This window comes from Stenotrophomonas sp. ISL-67, assembly GCF_018612915.1.
Classification (GTDB): domain Bacteria; phylum Pseudomonadota; class Gammaproteobacteria; order Xanthomonadales; family Xanthomonadaceae; genus Stenotrophomonas.
Map to the genome: position 1 here is coordinate 144,013 of NZ_JAGGRL010000005.1, position 21,994 is coordinate 166,006.

At 67.7% G+C, this 21,994-nt stretch carries 17 protein-coding genes and 1 pseudogene; 17 read left to right on the plus strand and 1 reads right to left on the minus strand.

Features of this window, described 5'->3' with window-relative positions; genetic code table 11:
- Positions 1–64: 64 nt before the first annotated feature.
- Positions 65–892 (minus strand): DMT family transporter, encoded by an 828-nt coding sequence (locus tag J7J08_RS07520; RefSeq protein WP_214903442.1) that lies wholly within the window; start codon positions 890–892, stop codon positions 65–67.
- Positions 893–1,366: 474 nt separating this feature from the next.
- On the opposite strand from J7J08_RS07520, the gene flhB reads away from it, so the two are divergent.
- The 17 genes and pseudogenes from flhB (at position 1,367) to J7J08_RS07605 (ending at position 21,589) form a co-directional block, all read left to right on the plus strand.
- Positions 1,367–2,497 (plus strand): flagellar biosynthesis protein FlhB, encoded by a 1,131-nt coding sequence (gene flhB / locus J7J08_RS07525; protein WP_214903444.1) that lies wholly within the window; start codon positions 1,367–1,369, stop codon positions 2,495–2,497.
- 17 nt (positions 2,498–2,514) lie between these two features.
- A complete protein-coding gene (gene flhA, locus J7J08_RS07530) occupies positions 2,515–4,596 on the plus strand; it encodes a flagellar biosynthesis protein FlhA (RefSeq protein WP_214903496.1) in 2,082 nt (693 codons plus the stop codon).
- A gap of 151 nt (positions 4,597–4,747) precedes the next feature.
- Positions 4,748–6,361 (plus strand): AAA family ATPase, encoded by a 1,614-nt coding sequence (locus J7J08_RS07535; RefSeq protein WP_214903446.1) that lies wholly within the window; start codon positions 4,748–4,750, stop codon positions 6,359–6,361.
- Positions 6,348–7,235 carry a MinD/ParA family protein gene (locus tag J7J08_RS07540; RefSeq protein ID WP_214903448.1) on the plus strand — a complete coding sequence of 296 codons (888 nt, stop codon included), beginning with the start codon at positions 6,348–6,350 and terminating at the stop codon, positions 7,233–7,235. Before J7J08_RS07535 ends, J7J08_RS07540 begins: the two co-directional genes overlap by 14 nt.
- Positions 7,232–7,978 (plus strand): RNA polymerase sigma factor FliA, encoded by a 747-nt coding sequence (locus J7J08_RS07545; RefSeq protein WP_214903450.1) that lies wholly within the window; start codon positions 7,232–7,234, stop codon positions 7,976–7,978. The genes J7J08_RS07540 and J7J08_RS07545 overlap by 4 nt, the downstream gene beginning before the upstream one ends.
- A 16-nt stretch (positions 7,979–7,994) precedes the next feature.
- The gene (gene cheY, locus J7J08_RS07550; protein WP_214903452.1) at positions 7,995–8,387 is read left to right on the plus strand and encodes a chemotaxis response regulator CheY; all 393 of its coding nucleotides are present in this window, start codon (positions 7,995–7,997) and stop codon (positions 8,385–8,387) included.
- Entirely contained in the window at positions 8,387–9,001 is a 615-nt protein-coding gene (locus J7J08_RS07555) for a protein phosphatase CheZ (RefSeq protein ID WP_214903454.1), read from the plus strand. The genes cheY and J7J08_RS07555 overlap by 1 nt, the downstream gene beginning before the upstream one ends.
- Positions 9,002–9,005: 4 nt before the next feature.
- Positions 9,006–10,835 carry a chemotaxis protein CheA gene (locus tag J7J08_RS07560; RefSeq protein ID WP_214903457.1) on the plus strand — a complete coding sequence of 610 codons (1,830 nt, stop codon included), beginning with the start codon at positions 9,006–9,008 and terminating at the stop codon, positions 10,833–10,835.
- Between the two features lie 195 nt (positions 10,836–11,030).
- Complete coding sequence (locus J7J08_RS07565; RefSeq protein ID WP_214903459.1) at positions 11,031–11,771, plus strand: flagellar motor protein; 741 nt, start codon at positions 11,031–11,033, stop codon at positions 11,769–11,771.
- 1 nt (position 11,772) lies between these two features.
- Positions 11,773–12,603, plus strand: a pseudogene (motD, locus tag J7J08_RS07570) (flagellar motor protein MotD); the annotation flags it as partial.
- Positions 12,604–12,769: 166 nt separating this feature from the next.
- Positions 12,770–13,552 (plus strand): ParA family protein, encoded by a 783-nt coding sequence (locus J7J08_RS07575; RefSeq protein WP_214903465.1) that lies wholly within the window; start codon positions 12,770–12,772, stop codon positions 13,550–13,552.
- Entirely contained in the window at positions 13,549–14,589 is a 1,041-nt protein-coding gene (locus J7J08_RS07580; RefSeq protein WP_214903468.1) for a chemotaxis protein CheW, read from the plus strand. The genes J7J08_RS07575 and J7J08_RS07580 overlap by 4 nt, the downstream gene beginning before the upstream one ends.
- Positions 14,590–14,801: 212 nt before the next feature.
- Entirely contained in the window at positions 14,802–15,110 is a 309-nt protein-coding gene (locus tag J7J08_RS07585) for an STAS domain-containing protein (RefSeq protein WP_214903471.1), read from the plus strand.
- Positions 15,107–15,472 carry a response regulator gene (locus J7J08_RS07590; RefSeq protein ID WP_088435039.1) on the plus strand — a complete coding sequence of 122 codons (366 nt, stop codon included), beginning with the start codon at positions 15,107–15,109 and terminating at the stop codon, positions 15,470–15,472. Before J7J08_RS07585 ends, J7J08_RS07590 begins: the two co-directional genes overlap by 4 nt.
- Before the next feature lie 47 nt (positions 15,473–15,519).
- Positions 15,520–17,484, plus strand: coding sequence for a chemotaxis protein CheA (locus tag J7J08_RS07595; RefSeq protein WP_214903474.1), 1,965 nt, complete (start codon positions 15,520–15,522; stop codon positions 17,482–17,484).
- A 905-nt stretch (positions 17,485–18,389) separates the two neighbouring features.
- Complete coding sequence (locus J7J08_RS07600; RefSeq protein ID WP_214903477.1) at positions 18,390–20,633, plus strand: methyl-accepting chemotaxis protein; 2,244 nt, start codon at positions 18,390–18,392, stop codon at positions 20,631–20,633.
- A gap of 179 nt (positions 20,634–20,812) precedes the next feature.
- Positions 20,813–21,589, plus strand: coding sequence for a flagellar brake protein (locus J7J08_RS07605; protein WP_214903479.1), 777 nt, complete (start codon positions 20,813–20,815; stop codon positions 21,587–21,589).
- Positions 21,590–21,994 lie beyond the last annotated feature (405 nt).

A 21,994-nucleotide genomic window follows, 5' to 3' on the forward strand; every position in this document is an offset into this window, starting at 1 on the left:
GGGACAGCCACGCAGGGCATGGGCCCACCGGTAGGGGCGCCGAACCACGCGCGACCCTCCAGGATCACACACACAACCGCAGCAGCACCGCTCCTGCCACGATCAGCCCGGCGGCCATCCACCTTCGCCGGGTGACCCGCTCCCGCAACACCAGGGCCGAAATAAGCACGCCGAACAGGATCGAGGTTTCGCGCAGTGCCGAAATCATCGCCACCGGTGCCTGCGTCATCGCCCACAACACCACCCCATACGATGTCAGCGTGCCGACCCCGCCCACCACGCCGTAACCCCAGTTCGCGCGCGCGTAGGCGCTCAACTGCGGCACCCGCGTGCACAAGGCCCAGATCGGCAACGGCAGTCCCGACAACAGGAACAGCCACAAGGTGTAGCCCACAGCGGAACCGGACTGCCGCGCACCCCACGCATCCACCATCGTGTAGGTGGCAATCACCCCGGCAACGATCAGCGGCAGCCACATCTGCCGGCGCACGATCCCGTGCGCCATGCACAGAATGCCGACGCAGATCAGCCCGATGCCCGCCCACGCCACCCCCGGCAGACGCTCCCCCAGCAGTACGCCCCCCAGCAACGCCACCACGATCGGCGCGCAGCCACGCATCAGCGGATAGGCCGCGCTCATGTCGGTCAACCTATAGGTGCGCGCGACCAGCACGTAGTAGCCGGCCTGCAGCACGGTAGACATCGCCAGCCACGGCCAGCTGCGCGGATCCGGTGCGGCAACGAATGGCAGGCAGAGCGCAGCGATCAATGCCGCCGAACCGGTCACCAGGACCGTGGTGAACAGCGTATCGCTGCCGCGTTTGACGATGGCATTCCAGCTGGCATGCAGCAGCCCGGCCACCAGCACGGTGCAGAACAGGAAAGACGACATCGGAACCCGCAGCAGCCAGGGGAACGTCCATGATGCCGTAGCGCCACGCCGCGCCCCACCAGGCGTTGTGCGCCCTGCCGATGAACGCGTCGCCACGCGCCCGTGCCCCGCCGCATTGGCACGGGGCATGATTCTGTAGCGTGGCTGCTCTTCGTTCCGTGGTCATGAATGTCTGATGGGCGGTTTCGGTTGGGTCTAAACGCCGGTTGGAGGGCCGCGAGCGGTGGGATGCCGGTTTCGGAGACTTGGGCCGCGCTACGCGCGGTGTCCGGCCAACGGCCGGACCTACGAATTGTTACGGGCCCATTGGGATCTGGATCAATCGACCACCAACCGTTACGGGCCCATTGGAATCTGGATCAATCGACCACCAACCGTTACGGGCCCATCGGGATCGGGATCAATCGACCTGGCTGCCGGTTTCGGAACGGTTCTTGCATCGCCCGGGGTAATCCCCCCGGTGCCCTGTCCCCGATGTCCGAAAACGAACAAGCCGGCGAAAAAACCGAACAACCTACCGAAAAACGCCTGCGCGATGCCCGTGAACAGGGCAACATCCCGCGCTCGCGCGAGCTGGCCACCGCCGCCGTGTTCGGTGCCGCGGTGCTGGCACTGATGGCGTTTTCCGGTGGCATGGCCAACAGCGCCAAGGACTGGATGAAGCTGGCGCTGTCCCCGGAACCCGGCCTGCGCGCCGAACCGCTGGGGTTGTTCAACCACTTCGGCCACCTGTTCCTGCAGCTGATGCTGGCGCTGTGGCCGCTGCTGCTGGTCTGCCTGCTGGCCAGCTTCCTGGCGCCGGTGGCCATGGGCGGGCTGCGCTGGTCCAATAAATCGTTGATGCCCCAGTTCAACCGGCTCAGCCCCTTGGCCGGCATGAAGCGGCTGTATGGCCCTGAAGCGATCGCCGAGTTCACCAAATCGCTGCTGCGCATCGTGTTCGTGGGCACGGCCGCCGGGCTGGTGGTCTGGCATGGCATCCGCCCGCTGCGTGATCTGCTCCACCAGCCGCTGGAAGCGGCCATGGTCCACGGCCTGGGCTTCACCCTGAAGCTGATGCTGGCCACCGGCGGGGCCATGATGCTGCTGGCCGCCATCGATGCCCCCTACCAGCGCTGGAACTGGATGCGCAAGCTGAAGATGACCCGCGAGGAACTGCGCCGGGAAATGAAGGAAAGCGAAGGCAGCCCGGAAGTGAAGGGCCGCATCCGCCAGCTTCAGCAGCAGATGTCCAACCGCCGGATGATGGAAGCGGTGCCCACCGCCGACGTGGTGGTGGTCAACCCGACCCACTACGCGGTCGCCCTCAAGTACGACGGCGGCAGGATGGGCGCCCCCACCGTGGTGGCCCTGGGCGTGGACGAAACCGCCCTGCGCATCCGCCAGGTGGCCGACGGCAACAAGGTCGCCATCGTCTCGGCGCCGCCTTTGGCACGCGCCTTGTATCGGGAAGGTCAACTTGGAAAGGAAATTCCCGTGAGACTGTATTCGGCCGTTGCCCAGGTGCTGTCCTACGTTTACCAGCTGCGTACCTGGCGGGGCGGGCCGATGCCGGCCACGCCCAGCATCGACGTGGATGAGTTCGGCAAGGGAGGCCGCCCATGAGCGCCCAGCCTGCCGGCATGAATACCCGTCGCGCCCTGGACATGATCCGCCAGGGCCTGGGCGCCCCGCTGATCGTGCTGGCCCTGCTGGCCATGGTGGTGGTGCCGCTGGCCGCCCCGGTGCTGGACGCGCTGTTCACCTTCAACATCGCCATCTCGCTGATGGTGCTGCTGGCGGTGGTGTACGTGAAGCGCCCGTTGGACTTCACCATCTTCCCGATCGTGCTGCTGATCACGACCATGCTGCGGCTGGCCCTGAACGTGGCGTCCACCCGCGTGATCCTGCTCAACGGCCAGAACGGCCACGAAGCCGCCGGCAAGGTGATCGCCGCCTTCGGCGAATTCGTGATCGGCGGCAACTACGCGGTCGGTATCGTGGTGTTCGCGATCCTGACCATCATCAATTTCGTGGTGATCACCAAGGGTGCCGGCCGCGTGTCCGAAGTGACCGCGCGCTTCATCCTGGACGCAATGCCCGGCAAGCAGATGGCGATCGACGCCGACCTCAACGCCGGTTTGCTGACGCGTGAGGAAGCCAAGCTGCGCCGCGAAGAAGTCCGCGAGGAAGCCGACTTCTACGGCGCCATGGACGGCGCCAGCAAGTTCATCCGCGGCGATGCGATCGCCGGCATCCTCATTCTGTTCATCAACCTGATCGGCGGCCTGGCCGTCGGCGTGCTTCAGCACGGCATGCCGTTCGGCGAGGCCGCAGCAACCTACACCCTGCTGTCCATCGGTGACGGCCTGGTGGCGCAGCTGCCCGCGCTGCTGGTGTCGTCGGCCGTGGCGATGCTGGTCACCCGCGCCTCGCGCTCGCAGGACATGGCCCAGGCCATGATGGGCCAGGTGTTCGGCCAGCACCGCGCACTGACCATCGCTGCGGCGATCCTGGGCGTGGTCGGGCTGGTGCCGGGCATGCCCAACGTCGCCTTCTTGACGCTGGCCGCGATCCTCGGCTTCATCGCCTGGAAGCTGTGGAAGAAGAGCATGGCCGCCGAACAGGCGGCAGCGGCCCCTGCCACCGGCCCGACCAACGCGCTCGGCCTGCCCGGCGGCACCCCCTCGCCCACCGCCGAGCTGACCTGGGACGAACTGCGCCCGGTCGACCCGCTGGGCCTGGAAGTGGGATACCGGCTGATTCCCCTGGTCGACAAGAACCAGGGCGGCGAACTGATGGCGCGCATCAAGGGCGTGCGCCGCAAACTGACCCACGACATCGGCTTCCTGATTCCCTCGGTCCACATCCGCGACAACCTGGAACTGAGCGCCAGCGCCTACCGCCTGCTGATCCACGGCGTGCCGGTGGCCACCGCCGACATCCATCCCGACCGCGAACTGGCGCTGGACCCGGGCAGCGCGCTCGGCGTGCTGGAAGGCATCGCCGGCAAGGACCCCGCGTTCGGCCTGGATGCCACCTGGATCCAGCCGCACCAGCGCGCCCACGCCGAATCGATGGGCTACACCGTGGTCGACCCGGCCACCGTGGTCGCCACCCACCTGTCGCACCTGATCCGCGAACATGCGCCGGAACTGCTCGGTCACGAGGAAGTGCAGCAGCTGCTGGCCAACCTGGCCAAGAGCGCACCGAAGCTGGTTGAAGACCTCACCCCGAAGGCGCTGCCGCTGTCGGTGGTGGTGCGCGTGCTGCAGAACCTGCTGATCGAGCGCATTCCGGTGCGCCAGCTGCGCAAGATCGCCGAGTCGCTGGTGGAGAACGCACCTACGAGCCAGGACCCGGGCGTGCTCACCGCTGCCGTGCGCAACGCGCTGGGCCGTTTCATCGTGCAGGAGATCGCCGGAATGTCGGCGGAGCTGCCGGTATTCACCCTCAACCCGCAACTGGAACGCGTCTTGCAGGAGTCCACCCAGGGCAACGGCGCCGCGCTGGAACCCGGACTCGCTGAGCGACTGCACCAGAGCCTGGCCGAATGTGTCGGCAAGCAGGAAGCGAAGAACGAGCCCGCAGTGGTGTTGGTACCCGGTCCGGTACGTGCCGCGCTGGCACGGCTGGTACGCCACAGCGTTCCGTCGCTGTCCGTGCTGGCCTACAGCGAGGTACCCGAGGACAAACGGTTGAAGCTGGTCGGCACGATCAGCTGAGCCGGAACGTCGACAGCAACGCGTCAGAAAACAGACACCCCCATTTCGTATTCACCGCAGCAGGACAAGAAGGGAAACCCGGACCGTGCAGACCACCGACAACCAGCGCTTCCCTTCCACCCCCCAGCCGCCCCAGTCCCGGTACCACAGCATGAAAATCAAACGCTTCGTTGCTCCCGATATGCGCTCGGCCATGAACCTGGTGCGCAAGGAACACGGTCCGGATGCCGTGATCCTGTCCAATCGCCGGATCGAGGAAGGCGTGGAAATCGTGGCGGCGGCGAACTATGACGAAGGCGCGGTACAGCGTGCGCTGGAAGCGGCGCGCAAGGACGTGGCCCCGGCACCGCCGGCGCCGCGCCCGCGCAATGCCGCCGACGCGGTGATCGCCGCCGTCACCCGCCGCAAGGCACCGGGTACCGCACCGGAACCGGTGGCGGCCACCACCTCGGCCGTGGCTGCGCTGGCCCGCGCCGCCGTCGGCGCCACCGGCCGCACCCTGGACAGCGCCAACGAAATCGTGCCGCCGCCGGGCAGCAGCGGCTTTGCCGCGACCCTGGCGCGTGCCGCCGCGCCGGCCGAATCACCGGTTCGTGCGGCCGCGCCGGCACCGGCCAATCGCGCCCGTTTCATCATCGACCCGCCGCTGGACGACGCGCCGCTGTTTGAGATGCATGGGCCGGCCAGCCCGATCATGCAGATCGACGATTCGGCCGTGGCAGCCCCGCCGGCGCTGCCGTCGATGCAGGCCGCCAACGAACCGGCACCGGCGGCCGACGTCATCGCGGCAGTCGCACCGGTCGCCCCTGTCGCCCCGGCCGTACCCGCGACCGCCGCACCGGTGACCCTGGTGCGCGACGATGAAGAATTGCGTCAGCTGCGCCATGAAGTGGCCGGCATGCGCACCGTCATCGAGCGCGAAATGAACCGCTTCACCGACGAGCGCCTGCGCGGCTCGGCCGTGCGTGCCTCCGCGCTGGACCTGATGGACGAGTATGGCTTCGACGCCGGCATCTGCCGCGACGTGGCCCTGCAGATCCCGCTGGACACCGAAGCCCATCGGGGCCGCGGCCTGATGCTGGGCCTGCTGTCGAAGAAGCTGCCGATCGCCCCGGTCGACCCGCTCGAGGCGGGGGGTGTGATCGCGCTGGTCGGACCCACCGGTGCCGGCAAGACCACCACCATCGCCAAGCTGGCCTCGCGCTTCGCCGAAGCCCATGCCGCGCGCGACGTGGCCCTGGTCACCACCGACACCGCCCGCATCGGTGCCCGCGAGCAGCTGTACGGCTTCGGCCGCCAGCTCGGCATCGCCGTGCATGAAGCCAGCAGCGGCAGCGACCTCAACCAGCTGCTTGAGCGCCTGAAGGACTACAAGCTGGTGCTGATCGATACCGCCGGGCTGGGTCCGCGCGACCGCGCCCTGGCCGCCCAGCTGCAGTGGCTGCGCGCCGCCCAGCAGGTCCGCACCCTGCTGGTGCTGCCGGCCAACACCAGCTTCGGCGACATGGACGAAGTGGTCCGCCGCTTCAGCGCCGCCAACCCGCAGGGCGTGGTGCTGAGCAAGCTGGACGAGACCGGCCGCTTCGGCACCGCCTTGTCGGTGGCCGTCGGCCACCACCTGCCGATCACCTGGGTCACCGACGGCCAGGATGTTCCCGAAGACCTGCACCGGGCCAGTGCGGCCAATCTTGTACTTCGCCTTGAAGATTTGCGCCGCGCGGCCGATATGCCCTGCAACCCGGAGTTGAACCATGCCGTCGCGTGAGTACGAAAACCTGACCAGGACCTTCCCGTTGTCGGCCACCCGCAGCCCGCCGCTGGGCCCGGTCCGCACCATCGCCATCACCGGCGGCAAGGGCGGCGTGGGCAAGACCAACGTGTCGGCCAACCTGGCCGTGGCGCTGGCGGGCATGGGCAAGCGCACGCTGCTGCTGGACGCCGACCTGGGCCTGGCCAACATCGATGTGATCCTGGGCCTGCAGCCCAAGCTGACCCTGGCCGACCTGGTCGCCGGGCGCTGCACGCTGGATGAGGTCATCCTGGAAGGCCCCGGCGGCGTGCTGGTGGTGCCGGCGGCATCCGGACGCCGCCACATGGCCGAACTGCAACCGGCCGAACACGTGGGCCTGGTCAACGTCTTCTCTGAACTTGAGCGCGACCTGGACTTCATGGTGGTCGACACCGCCGCTGGCATTACCGACGGCGTGCTGACCTTCTGCCAAGCCGCCCAGGACACCGTGGTGGTGGTCTGCGACGAACCCGCTTCAATCACCGATGCCTATGCGCTGATCAAGGTGCTCGCGCGCGAGCGCGGCGTGGACCGCGTCCAGGTCGTGGCCAACATGGTGCGCGACCCCAATGAAGGCCGCGTGCTGTACGAAAAGCTCAGCCGCGTCTGCGACAAGTTCCTGGCCGATGTCTCGCTGAACTATCTGGGGCACGTGCCGCAGGACGACTGGCTGCGCCTGTCGGTGCAGCGCCAGCAGCCGGTGGTGAAGGCCTACCCGTCCAGCCCGGCTGCGCAGGCGATCGCCGAGATCGCGCGCCGCACCGCGCGCTGGCAGGCCCCGACCGAACCACGCGGCAGCGTCGAATTCTTCCTGGAACGCATCCTCAAGCAACGCGGGGTGACGGCATGAAAGGCGCCGCACAATACAAGGAGGTGCAACGCGCCGCCGCCAACGAGTGCATCGCCCAGCACTCCGACCTCGTCCGGCGCATTGCACACCACCTGGCCGCGCGCCTGCCGGCCAGCGTTGAAGTGGACGACCTGATCCAGGCCGGGATGATGGGCCTGATCGAAGCCTCGCGCAGCTATGACGCCGACCAGGGCGCCTCGTTCGAAACCTACGCCTCGATCCGCATCCGCGGCTCGATGATCGACGAGATCCGCCGCGGCGACTGGGTGCCGCGCTCGGTGCACCGTCGTGCCCGCGACGCCGCCTCCACCATCCGCCGGCTGGAACAGAGCACCGGCCGCGCCGCCAGCGCCACCGAAGTAGCCGCCGCGATGGACATGCCGCTGCCCGACTACCTGCGCCTGATGGAAGACGCCGCGCGGGGCCAGGTGCTGAGCCTGGAATCGCGGATCGAAGACCAGGGCGAGCTGGATACCGTCGCCCAGGGTGGCCCGACCCCGCAGCAGGTACTGGAACGCGGCGAGTTCGGCCGCGAACTGGGCAATGCGATCGGCCTGCTGCCCGAACGCGAACAGCTGGTGCTGTCGTTGTACTACGAGCAGGAACTGAACCTGAAAGAGATCGGCGCGGTGCTCGGCGTCAGCGAGTCGCGCGTCTGCCAGATCCATGGCCAGGCAGTGCTGCGCCTGCGTGGCCGACTGAAGATCTTCGAGGCGGCCGACGCCGGCCTCGAGAACACTTGATACCGAGGAAAGTGCTTTGAACAAGAACATGCGTATCCTGATCGTCGACGATTTCTCGACCATGCGTCGTATCGTCAAGAACCTGCTTGGCGATCTGGGCTTCACCAATACGGCCGAAGCCGAGGACGGGCATGCCGCGCTGGCCCTGCTGCAGAGCCAGCCGTTCGATTTCGTGGTGACCGACTGGAACATGCCGGTCATGACCGGCATCGACCTGCTCAAGGCGATCCGCGCCGATGCCAGGCTCAAGACCCTGCCGGTCCTGATGGTCACCGCCGAAGCCAAGCGCGAGCAGATCATCGAAGCTGCCCAGTCCGGCGTGAACGGCTACATCATCAAGCCGTTCACCGCCCAGACCCTGGAAGAGAAGCTCGGCAAGATCTTCGAGCGCCTGGCGGCCAGCGCCTGATGGAAACCCTTCGCGATAAATCGGCGCTGGTGCAGCGCCTGCAGGATGCCCTGGCCGCGCTGGAAAGCGGCGACGAAGCCGGTTGGCGCCAGGAAATCGACGCCCTTGCCGCGCTTCGTACCCAACCGATGATGGCCGGGCTGAACCGGCTCGCCCGCGAACTCGGCCAGGCACTGGGTGAACTGCCCACCGTGCCCAGCGAGGCCGGCGAGCTGGACGATGCCTGCGCGCGCCTGGACCACGTCGTGGCGATGACCGAACAGGCCACCCACCGCACCCTGGACCTGGCCGAAGAATGCCGCGCGCTCACCGAGCAGCTGCGCGCCAACGGGCTGAGCCCGGACCAGGACCAGCAACTGGACCGGATCCGCCACAACCTGACCGAGATCGCGCTCACCCAGAGCTACCAGGATCTCACCGGGCAGATCATCCGCCGCGTGGTCGGCATCGTGCGCCGCGTGCACGAAGGCTTTGGCGCACTCGGCCTGCCACCGCCGGAAGACAGCGCCCACAAGCGCGACAACGGCCTGGCCGGTCCTGCCGTAAGCGGCCTGGACCGCCACCAGGTGTCGCAGGTGGACGCCGACGACCTGCTTTCAGATTTGGGACTTTAAGATCATGAGTGCTGTTCCAGACGACATTGCCGCAGACTTCATCCTCGAGGCCCAGGAGATCCTGGATCGCCTCGGCGAACAGCTGGTGTCGCTGGAGCAGTCGCCCCAGGACAGCGACCAGCTCAACGCGGTGTTCCGCGGTTTCCACACGCTCAAGGGCGGCGCCGGTTTCCTGGGCATCCAGGCCATGGTCGAACTGTGCCACGCCGCCGAAGAAACCCTGGGCATGGCCCGCTCGGGCAAGGCCGTGCTGCAGGCCCACCACTTCGACGCGGCCCAGCAATCGCTGGATTACCTGCAGTCGATGCTGGATTCGGTGGCGGCCGGGACCGAACCGGGCCATGCCCCGCCGGAACTGATCGCGCAGTTCGACGTCAACGGCCCGGCGACGCCCGCTCCGGCGGCCTCCGCTGCGGCACCGGCCAGTGGCGAACTGATCACCGACGATGAGTTCGAAGCGTTGCTGGACACGCTGCACGGCGGCGCGGCGCCGACCGCCGTGACGCCCACGAAAAAGAACGACGATGGCCTGATCGGCGAAGACGAATTCGAAGCGCTGCTCGACCAGCTGCATGGCGGCGCCGCCCCCGGCGCGCAGGCAGTGACCGCACCGGCACCCGCCCCGGCCGTCGCGCCGCGCCCGGTGGCCGTCCCGGCCCCGGCCAAGCCCGCCGCCAACAAGCCGGTGGCCGAAGCCGAACACACGGTGCGCGTGGATACCAAGCGCCTGGATGCGATCGTCAACCTCATCGGCGAACTGGTGCTGTCGCGCAACCGGCTCAAGACCCTGCGCGCACGCCTGCACGACGAAGAGCTGGACCGCGCCGTGTCCACCCTCGACATCGCCACCGCCCGCCTGCAGTCGGCCGTGATGCGTACCCGCATGCAGCCGGTCGGCAAGGTCTTCTCACGCTTCCCCAAGGTTGCCCGCGACGTCGCCCGCAACCTGAAGAAGGAAGTGGAGCTGGAACTGGTCGGCGCGGAAACCGAGCTGGACCGCAACCTGGTCGAAGCGCTGGCCGACCCGCTGGTGCACCTGGTACGCAACGCGATCGACCACGGCATCGAAATGCCGGAGCTGCGTGAAGCCCAGGGCAAGACCCGCAGCGGCAACGTGCGCCTGTCCGCGCAGCAGGAAGGCGACTACGTCAGCATTGAAGTGCAGGACGATGGCGCCGGCATCGACCCCGAACGCCTTCGCGCCAAGGCCCGCGAAAAGGGCCTGATCGACCCGGAAGCCGCCGCCCGCCTGACCAGCGAGGAATGCCTGCACCTGGTGTTCCTGCCGGGTTTCTCCACCAAGCAGGAAGTCACCGACATCTCCGGCCGCGGCGTCGGCATGGACGTGGTGCAGTCGCGCATCCGCGAGCTCAGCGGCCAGATCCAGATCCAGTCCGAGCTGGGCCGTGGCAGCCGCTTCCTGATCCGAGTGCCGCTTACCCTGGCCATCCTGCCCACCCTGCTGGTACAGGCCGGCGAGGACGTCTACGCGCTGCCGCTGGCGCGCGTGATGGAAGTGCTGCACGCACCCAACACCTCGCTGGGCTGGTTCGACGGGCGCGCGGTGCTCGACCGCAAGTCGCACACGCTGCCGCTGGTCGACCTGCGCCACTGGCTGGCGGTCGACCCGGTGCCTTCGCCGCTGCTCACCATCGTGGTGCTGCAGGCGGGTGAAGCGCGTTTCGGCCTGGTGGTGGACCAGGTCCGCGGCCGCGAGGAAGTGGTGATCAAGCCGCTGCCGAAGGCACTGCGCGGCCTGCGCGGCTATGCCGGCGCCACCCTGATCGGCGACGGCCGCATGTCGCTGATCCTCGACGTGGACGGCCTGCGCTGAGAGCAGCCGGGCAGAGCCCGGCGCTACGCCGCAGGCGCCCCGCCCGTAGCGCCGGGCTCTGCCCGGCTGAACCGCCGACCCACCCGGTTTGACCGCACGCCGAACAACCACCCGCCGTAGAGCCACGCCCTGCGTGGCTGAACCGCCGACCAACCCCAACCTCAAGACCCCTTCCTGCAAGCCGATAACGGAACAATGGACAGACTCAGCCTCATTGGACTTTTCCTCGCCCTGGCCTCGCTGGTCGGCGGCAGCATCCTCAAGGGTGCCGGGCTGGCCTCGTTGTGGTCGCCGGCGGCGTTCGTGATCGTCATCGTCGGCACCATCGCCGCCATCCTGCTGCACACCTCCCCGCCCGTGTTCAAGCACGCCTTCAAGATCGTCAGCTGGGTGGTGCGCCCGCCGGCCAGCGACCGCGCCGAGCTGATCCGCCAGATCGTGGAGTGGAGCAACATTGCCCGCCGCCAGGGCCTGCTGGGCCTGGAAGCCCAGGTCGATGCCCAGGACGACCCGTTCCTGCGCAAGGGCCTGCAGCTGCTGGTGGACGGCGTGGAGCCGGAAACCATCCGGCACATGATGGAAATCGAACTGGGCAGCCAGGAAAGCAAGGACCTGGCCGCGTCCAAGGTATTCGAAGGCATGGGCATCTATGCGCCCACGCTGGGCATCATCGGCGCCGTGCTGGGCCTGATCGCGGTCATGAAGAACCTGGCCGACCCCAGCAAGCTTGGCCACGGCATCGCGGCGGCGTTCACCGCCACCATCTACGGCATCGCCTCGGCCAACCTGCTGTTCCTGCCGGTGTCGGCCAAACTCAAGAGCGTGATCCACCACAACAGCCGCGACCGCGAAATGATCATCGAAGGCCTGATCTCCATTGCCCAGGGCGAAAACCCGCGCAACATCGAGACCAACCTGTCGGGCTTCCTGCACTGACATGGCCCGCCGCAAAGCCCACGAAGAGCATGCCAACCATGAGGCCTGGGCGATTCCCTACGCCGACCTCATGACCTTGCTGCTGGCCTTCTTCGTGGTCATGTACGCCATCTCCTCGCTCAACGAAGGCAAGTACCGGGTCATGGCCGACGCGCTGACCACCGCCTTCGGTGGCGCCCCGCGCACCATCAACCCGGTGCAGGTCGGCAACCAGCAGGTGCAGGGCGGCGGCTGGGACAGCCCCTCGGTGATCAAGGCCGGCAACCGGGTCGGCCCCTCCGCGCCCGCGCCCAGCAACGACCCCACCCTGCTGCCGGCGATGGCCTCGCAGATGCGCATGCCGATGTCGGTGCACAACCAGGAACAGCTGCAGCGCGCCGAGCGCCAGCTCACCGCCATCGCAGACCGCCTCACCGCCACCCTGGCGCCGCTGATCGACCGCGGCATGATCACCGTGCGTCGCACCGAGCTGTGGATCGAAGTGGAGATCAACAGCGACATCCTGTTCACCACCGGTTCGGCCACGCTCGACCTGCAGGCCAAGAGCACCCTCGCCTCGCTGGCACAGGTGCTGCACGACGCACCCAATGGCGTGCGCGTGGAAGGCCATACCGACGACGTGCCGATCGCCACGGCGTTGTTCCCGTCCAACTGGGAACTGTCGGCCGCGCGCGCGGCCAGCGTGGTGCACCTGTTCGCCGACCAGGGCGTGCAGCCGGCGCGGCTGGCGATGGTCGGCTACGGCCAGTTCCGCCCGCGCGAAGACAACACCAGCGCGCAGGGCCGCAACCGCAACCGCCGCGTGATGGTCATCATCCTGGCCGACACCGCGCAGGGCGTGGACCCGCTGGGCCCACAGCTCACCGCCGAAACCGGCAACGCGCCGGCGTCGGCCGCACCCTCCCCCGTTTCCCCCCTCGCCCCGGTGCACCTGCCACCGGTGCCGGCCGGCAGCCGCGTTGGCGCCGCCGTTCCCCCTGCAATGAAGGAGTAAGCCGATGCGTATCTGGGCAATCGCCAACCAGAAGGGCGGCGTGGGCAAGACCACCACCACCCTCGCACTCGGCCGCGGCCTGGCCGCCCTGGGCCACCGCGTGCTGCTGATCGACCTCGATCCGCATTCATCGCTGACCCGCGCCTTCGGCGTGCCGCTGGATCCGCCGCCCGCCGGCGTGCTGGAACTGTTCGCCACCCCGCCGGCCGAACTGGGCAGCGTTGCCCACCACAGTCAGGTACCCGGCCTGGACTTCATCTGCGCGCAGGCTGCGTTGGCCACGCTGGAGCGCCGCAGCGCCAACCAGCCCGGCCTCGGCCTGGCCCTGCAGCACGCGATGGCGCGCCACCAGGGCCAGCACGACTACATCCTGCTGGACTGCGCGCCCACGTTGGGCCTGCTGATGATCAACGCACTGGCTGCCGCCGACCGCCTGATCATTCCCACCCAGGCCGAGCCACTGGCCCTGTACGGGCTCGATGGCATGGTCCGCACCGGCGAGATGGTCGAGCGTTCGCGCCGTCGTCCGCTGCCGATGTCGATCCTGCCCACTCTGTTCGACCGCCGCACCCGCGCCGGCAACGAAACCGTCAAGCAGATGCAGGACCGCCACGGCCACCGCGTGTGGGAAGACGCGATCCCGGTCGATACGCGCATCTGCAACGCGGCCAGCCTGACGGTGCCGGCCACCTCGGACGACTACCCGGGCCGTGGCCTGGCTGCCTATCGCCGCGCACTGGAATGGATCCTGTCCGACGACGCACTGCAGATGGAGCGCGCGGCATGAACGGCACCGGCGTACTCGACGACTATCTCGAGGAACTGCTGGGCGATGCAGTGCCCGTCACCACGATGGTCATCGCCGACACGGAAGAAGCCAGCGGCGTGGCCGAAGCGATCCGCGCGGCGTTCACGGTCGACGGCGAAGCACCGGCGTTCGATACGCCGACCTCACCCGGCGCACCCGCCGCCATGGCGCTGCTCGACGAACTGATGAACGACCCGGCGTTGGGACCGGTGATGGCAGCGGCTTCGCCTGCTGCCGCGTTCGACACGCCTACGTCGCCGGGCGCGCCAGCCGCGTTGGCCCTGCTGGACGAACTGCTCAACGACCCGGCCCTGGGTCCGGTCGAGGTGGCAGCGACGCAGGACACTGCGCGTCCCGGCTGGGACGATCTGCCGGCCGAAGCACTCCACGACACCGCGCCGCCTGCTGCCCCCGTGCCCGCGTCCGCGCCGGCCGCCCGCCCTGCACCGCCGCCTCCGACACCCGTGGCCGCATCGCGCCCGCTGCCGACCGCTACCGCGCCCGCACTCTCCGGCCACCCCAGCAGCTGGCAGGAACTGCAGGCCCAGGCCCGCAATCCCGCCTCCAGCCCACGCGGTGACCGCCACGCCAGCGAGCGCACCTCGCGCTGGCTGCGCCTGCGCTGCGGCGCCCAGGCCTATGCGCTGGAGCTGCTGAAGGTGCAGGAGGTCGTGCTGCCAGTGCCGCTGCTGCCGCTGCGCGGCACCCCGTCGGCCATGCTGGGCATCATGAACCTGCGTGGCCAGGTGGTCCCCGTGATGGACCTTGGCATCCACCTGGGTACCGGCCCGGCCCGCGACGATGCCAACACCCGGATCGTGGTGCTGGAGGAAGACGGCGAAACCATGGGCCTTCGCGTATCGGCCGTGGAAGACGTGGCCAACCTCACCGAGTCCCAGATCGAACCGCCCGATACCGCGCGCATCTGCCAGATCTCCAACGACCTGTTCCGCGGGGTGGCCCGGGTCACGGCACAGCCGATGATCCTGCTGGACGCCACGCAGCTGTTGATCTGAACGTTCGTAGAGCCACGCCCTGCGTGGCTGCGGGATATCCGGCAGCCACGCAGGGCGTGGCTCTACGCCGACCCGGCACCCTGGCTGTGTCGGCCGCGTAGCGACACGCCATGCGTGTCCCACGCGGTGCCGGGCGACCCATGGACAACGCCCCCTAAAGGTTTCCCGAAATACGCCGTTATAGACCTTGGAACCGTTTGTCCGGAGCAACGATGAGCACTGTGGCCCTGGGTGATGATCTCGGAATCGAGACCAGCACCGAGCTCAAAACACGCCTGGCCCCCTTGGTGGACCAGGGCGGCGACCTGATGCTGGATGCCAGCCAGGTGGGCCGTATCCATACCGCGTCGGTGCAGGTCCTGTGCGCGTTCGTCGAGGCCCGCCGCCAGGCCGGCCACCCGACGGCGTTCGACGGCTGCACGGCCACTTTCCGCGATGCCGCGCGCCTGCTCGGTGTCACCCAGGCCCTGGGCCTGGACGCAACCCATGACAACCTGAAATCTGTGGAGAACGCGGCATGAGCGCACGTATCTTGGTGGTGGACGATTCGGCGTCGATGCGCCAGATGGTTTCCTTCGCCCTCACCTCGGCCGGCTTTTCCGTCGAGGAAGCCGAAGACGGCGCCGTCGCACTGGGCCGCGCCAAGGGCCAGCGCTTCAACGCGGTGGTCACCGACGTGAACATGCCGAACATGGACGGCATCGCGCTGATCCGCGAACTGCGCCAGCTGCCGGACTACAAGTTCACCCCGATGTTGATGCTGACCACCGAATCGGCCGCCGACAAGAAATCCGAAGGCAAGGCGGCCGGTGCCACCGGCTGGCTGGTCAAACCGTTCAACCCGGAACAGCTGGTCGCGACCGTCCAGAAAGTCCTGGGCTGATCTCCACCTGCCTCCCCCTCCCCTTTGGTAACCGGACCCGAACTGCCATGAGCATGGACCTGCAACGCTTCCACGCCACCTTCTTCGAGGAAAGCCGCGAGGGCCTGGACGCAATGGAAGCGGGCCTGTTGGCACTGGAATCGGGCCAGCAGGATCCGGAAATCATCAACTCGGTGTTCCGCGCCGCGCACTCCATCAAGGGCGGCGCCGGCACCTTCGGCTTCGACGCCATCGCCGCGCTGACCCACGTGCTGGAAACGCTGCTTGACGAACTGCGCGCCGGCAAGCGTGCGCTCGAAGCGGCCGCCGTGGATGCCATGCTGTCCTCGGTGGACGTGCTGCGCGCCCTGCTGCGCGAAGCCGAGCACGGCCAGCCGGCCGATCCGCAGGCGGTTGCCGCGGTCAAGGCACGCCTGGAAGCGGTGCTGTCCGGCCAGGCACCGGCCGCTGCCGCACCGGCCATCGCCAAGGTCGATGACACCCCGGAAGCGTGGCAGATCGGTTTCGTGCCGGCGCCGTCGCTGTTCATGAGCGGCAACGATCCGCTGCGCATCATCCGCGAACTGGAACACCTGGGCTCGCTGCAGGTCGCCGCGCGGCTGGACCGCCTGCCCGGCTTCGACCAGCTCGACCCGCTCGAAGCCCACCTTGCGTGGGACCTGGGCCTGGTCGGTAAAGTGCCGCGCAGCAAGATCGAAGATACGTTTGCCTGGGTCGTGGACGACTGCGAACTGGACATCCGTCCGGCCGCGCCGCCCAGCCTGGCCACCAGCGCCCCGGCTGCCGCCGCCCCTGCTGCACCCGTGGCCGCCGCAGCAGCGCCCGCGCCGCCCACGAGCGAGGCGGAAACCTCCATCCGCGTCGCCGTGGAAAAGGTCGATGCACTGATCAACCTGGTCGGCGAACTGGTCATCACCCAGGCCATGCTCAAGCAGGTCTCGCACGCACTGGACCCGGTGCATGCCGAACAGCTGTTCGCCGGCCTGGATCTGCTCGAACGCAACACCCGCGACCTGCAGGAAGCGGTGATCGGCGTGCGCATGCTGCCGGTGGATGCGGTGTTCCGCCGCTTCCCGCGCCTGGTCCGTGACCTCTCCTCGCGCCTGGGCAAGCACGTGCGCCTGCGCACCATCGGTGAAGGCACCGAACTGGACAAGGGCCTGATCGAGAAGATAGCGGACCCGCTGGTCCACCTGGTCCGCAACTCGATCGACCATGGCCTGGAAATGCCCGACGTCCGCCGCGACGCCGGCAAGGACGAGACCGGCACCATCACCCTGGCCGCATCGCACCAGGGCGGCCACATCGTGATCGAAGTCAGCGACGACGGCCGCGGGCTGAACCGCGACAAGATCCTGTCCAAGGCGCTCGAACGCGGCTTGAGCGTACCCGACAACCCCACCGATGCGCAGGTCTGGGACCTGATCTTCCAGCCCGGTTTCTCCACCGCCGATGCGGTCACGGATCTGTCCGGTCGTGGCGTGGGCATGGACGTGGTCCGCCGCAACATCCAGGCGCTGGGGGGCGAAGTGCAGCTGGAGAGCAAGGCCGGCAACGGCACCCGCGTGCTGATCCGGCTGCCACTGACCTTGGCCATCCTTGACGGCATGACCGTCTCGGTAGCCGGCGAAACCGTGATCCTGCCGCTGGCTTACGTGCTTGAGGCGCTGCAGCCACAGGCCGAAGACGTGCGTTCGATGGCCGGCGAAGGCCGCGTGCTGCGCGTGCGGGGCGAGTACCTGCCGATCCTGTCGCTCAGCGAGTACTACGGCTTTGGCCGCCGTGCGAACGATGATTCCCTGGTGGTTGTGGTGGAAGGCGACGGCCAGAAGATCGCGCTGGAAGTGGACGAGCTGGTTGGGCAACAGCAGGTGGTGGTCAAGAACATCGAGAACAACTACCGCCGTATTGGTGGGGTGTCCGGTGCCACCATCCTCGGCGATGGTCGGGTTGCGTTGATCGTGGATATTGGTGGCCTGGTGCGCTCGCTGCGGGTGCCGCAGGCGGCGTAATGCAGATTGGTAGCGCCGGCCGTTGGCCGGATGCTCTTCGTCCCGGGGTCATGAACGCCTGACGGGCGGCTTCGGTGGGTGTAAACGCCGGATGGGTCGTCCCGACCGTTGGGTATCGCGGTTTCGGATGCTTGGGCCGCGCTGCGCGCGGTGTCCGGCCAACGTTATGCCCGCCGTCCTGGCGGGCACCCTTCGGGCCGGCGCGTCGCGCCGTTGAGAACGGCTCCTGCCGTTCTCTTCGGGGCTACGAATTTTCGCGGGCCCATTGGGATCGGGATCAATCAACCGTTGGCTCCGGATACGTGGTCGCGTCCGGCCAACGGCCAGGGCTACGAATTTTTGCGGCCCATTGGGATCGGGATCAATCAACCGTTGGCTCCGGATACATGGTCGCGTCCGGCCAACGGCCGGGGCTACGAATTTTTGCGGCCCATTGGGATCGGGATCAATCAACCGTTGGCTCCGGATACATGGTCGCGTCCGGCCAACGGCCGGGGCTACGAATTTTTACGGGCCCATTCGGATCGGGATCAATCAACCGAAGGCCGGCATCCCGGTAGCCCCGGCCGTTGGCCGGATGCTCTTCGTTCCGGCGCCAGAACGCCTGATGGAAAACCGTGATGTCGGTCGGGGGGAATACGGCCGCGTATCGATGGCCCATTCGCTACCGGATGGCGAAACCCTTGGTGTTGCTTGCTTGCGCAACCATCGGCTGCAAACCGCGCCGTGCTTGGGACCGCGAAGAAATGTGACATCCAACACTCAAGAAACCATCGCGCGCCGCCGTTATCCGCAATAGCGATGACACGTTCATTGCCTGCCTGACGCCCCATCGCCTCGCTGCTTTCGACCTTTCGCCCAGCGGCCCATCGCTGCGCGCCCCCGTCCCGCCCGGAGTTTCCAGCATGAAGTGGTTCCACGATCTGCCCATCGCCCGCAAACTCGCGGTCGGATTTGCCCTCACCACCCTGATGACCATCGGGCTGGGCGTGTTCGCCCTGCTGCGCCTGAACAGCCTCAACGCCGAACTGGGCGAGATGGCCGACAACGACATTCCGTCGGTACAGCACCTGGGCGAAGTACGCGCGCAGCTGGGCGAGTTCCGCACCTACGAACTGGCCCAGCTCACCATGCTGGACCAACCCGACAAGGTGGCCGACTACAACAAGCGCATGGACGCCTCGGCCAGGATCGTACGCGACGAGCTGAACGCCTATGCTGCCTTGCCCGCCGCCGACCAGGAAAAAGTGCTGTACCGAAAAGTGGCCTCAGACCTGGAGGTATATTTCGCCGCCAACGCCGAGATGCGTGCGGCCATCGCCGCCGCCGACGGCGTGCTGGCCCAGCAGGTATCCGACGACAAGTCGCGCCCGGCACGCCGCAAGATGTTCGACGACCTCAAGGAACTCGGCGCCTTCAGCAGCAACCTGATGCAGGCCAAGATCGCCGACGCCAACGCCACCCACCGCACCAGCGTGGTGGCGATCATCATCACCGTGTCGCTGCTGACCTTGCTGGCGGTGGCGATGGGCGTACTCATCGCGCGCGCCATCACCGGCCCGATCCGGCAGGCCATGCACGCCATCCAGTCGGTCGCGCGCGGCGACCTGTCGGTGAACATCGCCTCCAGCACCACCGCCGACGAAGCCGGCCGCATGCTGGCCGCCACCCGCGACATGACCCTGATGCTGCGCCGCTTCTCCAGCGAAACCCAACAGATGGTGGAAATGCACGCCGGCCCCGACATCAGCCACCGCATTCCGGAAGACTTCCCGGGCGTCTATGGCCAGCTGGCGGTTGGCGTGAACACCGTGATCTTCGAGCATCTCGATTCCATCAAGGACGCCATCAACGTGCTCAACCAGTACGCGGCCGGCGACCTGTCGCCGAATGCGCGCCGCCTGCCCGGCACCCGCGCGATCCTGCACGAGTCGATGGATGCGGCCAAGGCCAGCCTGCTGGCGATCAATACCCAGATCCAGAGCCTGGCCCAGGCCGCAGCGGCCGGTGATTTCAGCCAGCGCGGCGATGCGCTGCGCTTCGACCACGACTTCCGGGTCATGATCGAGCACCTCAACACGATGATGGAAGTCGCCGACGGCAACCTGTCGCAGCTGTCGCACCTGCTGCAGGCCATCGCCAACGGCGACCTCACGGCGCGCATGCAGGGCCAGTTCCACGGCGTGTTCGCCAGCATGCGCGACGATGCCAATACCACCGTGGCCCAGCTCACCCAGATCGTCAGCCGCATCCAGCACGCCTCGGGCAGCATCAGCACCGCCGCCGGTGAGATCGCATCAGGCAACAACGATCTGTCGCGCCGCACCGAACAGCAGGCCGCCAACCTGGAAGAAACCGCTGCCTCGATGGAGGAACTGACCTCCACCGTGCGCCAGAACGCCGAACACGCCCGCCAGGCCAACCAGCTTGCCATCGGCGCGCACTCGGTGGCGTCGCAGGGTGGCGAGGTGGTCGGCAAGGTGGTCAGCACCATGCACGAGATCGACGCCTCCTCGCGTCGCATCGCAGACATCATCACCGTCATCGACGGCATCGCCTTCCAGACCAACATCCTGGCACTGAACGCCGCCGTGGAAGCGGCGCGCGCCGGCGAACAGGGCCGCGGCTTCGCCGTGGTCGCCTCCGAAGTGCGCACCCTGGCCCAGCGTTCGGCCAGCGCCGCCAAGGAGATCAAGGGTCTCATCGACGAATCGGTCGGCAAGGTCGCCGAGGGCTCGGCCCTGGTCAACCAGGCCGGTGCCACCATGGGTGAGATCGTCGCCTCGGTGCAGCGCGTCACCGACATCATGGCGGAGATTTCGGCGGCCTCGCAGGAACAGTCGGCCGGCATCGAGCAGGTCAACCAGACCGTCATGCAGATGGACGAAACCACCCAGCAGAACGCGGCGCTGGTGGAAGAAGCTACCGCCGCAGCCCGTTCGATGGAAGAACAGGCCGGCCACCTCACCGACGCGGTGTCGCTGTTCAAACTGGAGGGCCAGACCGCCACCGCAGCGGCAACAGCGGCTGCGGCTGCGCCCGCACGCCACACGGCGCCGGTACGCCCGCGCGCTGCCGCCGCCCCGGTTCGCCGCCCGGCGGTCCGCGAACCGGCGCTGGCCGGTGAAGGCGACTGGCAGGAGTTCTAACCCTCGCCTGACGCGGCCACCCACGACACCCGCTGCGGCGGGGTGTCGTGGTTACCGACATCCGGATCTCGCCGTATCTCATATACATATTCACCCTACATTATTGTGAACCGCTGCCGATAAACGGTCAGAGACCTGATTTCGCACGAAATCTGTATCCGCCCAACGCAGCAGAGTCCATGTCCGAAGGCAGCCTTGACCCCCGTGATGCAGCCCATGCCGCCCCCGAAGACGGCACGGACGATCGTTACCTGGTCCGCAACCCCCGGCAGATCCGCCAGCTGCTGCAGGCACTGATCGACCAGCGCTCGCTGATCAATGCCCACCTGGGCGGTCGCGACCAGTCGTTCCCGACCGCGATCCTGGAGCTGGACGAAGACGACGACTGGCTGCTGCTCGATGGCAGCCCGACCGAACCGGCCAACCGCGCCGCCGAAGACGCCGGCCACCTGCTCTGCTTCGCGCAGCTGGACCGGGTCATGGTCCGCTTCCGCCTGGTCAACCTGGAACGTACGGGCGACCATCGCCACGTCGCCTTCCGCGTGCCCTTCCCCACCGAACTGGTGCACCTGCAGCGCCGCGAACTGTACCGCCTGGAAACCCCGTTCACCGACTCCCCGCACCTGCTGTTCCCGATCAACGAGGATCGCAGCGAAGCCCTGCACCTGCGCGTGGTGGACATCAGCGGCGGCGGCCTGGCCGTGACCGTGCCCGTGGACTGCAGTGCCTTCAGCATCCAGAAGCGGTACGACGCCCGCCTGGACATGCCCGACACCGGCCCGCTGCAGATCTCGCTGATCGTCTGCAACCAGCTCGCGGTCCAGCTCCCCAGTGGCGTGGAAATGAAGCGCATCGGCATGTGTTTTGATGGCCTCCCGCGCGGCGGCGACAGCGCCATCCAGCGCTACATCTTCCGCATCGACCGCCAGCGCAGCGCCCGGAAGAATGGTGAATGACCGGTAGCCCCGGCCGTTGGCCGGAGCGCTTCGTTCCGGGTCATGAACGTCGGGTGGGTGGGTTCGGAACGTTTAAACGTCGGACGGGTTGCCGGCGCCGCATTTTGCAGCCTTCGGACAGTTGGGCCGCGCTGCGCGCGGTGTCCGGCCAACGGCCGGGGCTACGAATTGTTACGAGCCCATCGGGACATGGATAAACCTACCGCCCCCCATCAGAGTTGGCCGGCACATCGGCAATAGGCAGCCGAGCAGAGCTCGGCTCTACCCGCTTCGCTCTTTCCTGATGCACCAGCCACGTATCGAGGGGTTGGCGGGGGTGGGTTGGTGGGGGAATCGGCGCCATGGATGGCGCTGCTTAGCCTACATGGACGTACTTGCGGCGACCCCACCAACCCACCCCCGCCA

What these genes read in the sequence shown, in the direction of transcription:
- J7J08_RS07520 (WP_214903442.1), bottom strand. Translation starts at nt 892, where the DNA reads ATGTCGTCTTTCCTGTTCTGCACCGTGCTGGTGGCCGGGCTGCTGCAT.
- flhB (WP_214903444.1), top strand. Translation starts at nt 1,367, where the DNA reads ATGTCCGAAAACGAACAAGCCGGCGAAAAAACCGAACAACCTACCGAA.
- flhA (WP_214903496.1), top strand. Translation starts at nt 2,515, where the DNA reads ATGAATACCCGTCGCGCCCTGGACATGATCCGCCAGGGCCTGGGCGCC.
- J7J08_RS07535 (WP_214903446.1), top strand. Translation starts at nt 4,748, where the DNA reads ATGAAAATCAAACGCTTCGTTGCTCCCGATATGCGCTCGGCCATGAAC.
- J7J08_RS07540 (WP_214903448.1), top strand. Translation starts at nt 6,348, where the DNA reads ATGCCGTCGCGTGAGTACGAAAACCTGACCAGGACCTTCCCGTTGTCG.
- J7J08_RS07545 (WP_214903450.1), top strand. Translation starts at nt 7,232, where the DNA reads ATGAAAGGCGCCGCACAATACAAGGAGGTGCAACGCGCCGCCGCCAAC.
- J7J08_RS07555 (WP_214903454.1), top strand. Translation starts at nt 8,387, where the DNA reads ATGGAAACCCTTCGCGATAAATCGGCGCTGGTGCAGCGCCTGCAGGAT.
- J7J08_RS07560 (WP_214903457.1), top strand. Translation starts at nt 9,006, where the DNA reads ATGAGTGCTGTTCCAGACGACATTGCCGCAGACTTCATCCTCGAGGCC.
- J7J08_RS07565 (WP_214903459.1), top strand. Translation starts at nt 11,031, where the DNA reads ATGGACAGACTCAGCCTCATTGGACTTTTCCTCGCCCTGGCCTCGCTG.
- J7J08_RS07575 (WP_214903465.1), top strand. Translation starts at nt 12,770, where the DNA reads ATGCGTATCTGGGCAATCGCCAACCAGAAGGGCGGCGTGGGCAAGACC.
- J7J08_RS07580 (WP_214903468.1), top strand. Translation starts at nt 13,549, where the DNA reads ATGAACGGCACCGGCGTACTCGACGACTATCTCGAGGAACTGCTGGGC.
- J7J08_RS07585 (WP_214903471.1), top strand. Translation starts at nt 14,802, where the DNA reads ATGAGCACTGTGGCCCTGGGTGATGATCTCGGAATCGAGACCAGCACC.
- J7J08_RS07590 (WP_088435039.1), top strand. Translation starts at nt 15,107, where the DNA reads ATGAGCGCACGTATCTTGGTGGTGGACGATTCGGCGTCGATGCGCCAG.
- J7J08_RS07595 (WP_214903474.1), top strand. Translation starts at nt 15,520, where the DNA reads ATGAGCATGGACCTGCAACGCTTCCACGCCACCTTCTTCGAGGAAAGC.
- J7J08_RS07600 (WP_214903477.1), top strand. Translation starts at nt 18,390, where the DNA reads ATGAAGTGGTTCCACGATCTGCCCATCGCCCGCAAACTCGCGGTCGGA.
- J7J08_RS07605 (WP_214903479.1), top strand. Translation starts at nt 20,813, where the DNA reads ATGTCCGAAGGCAGCCTTGACCCCCGTGATGCAGCCCATGCCGCCCCC.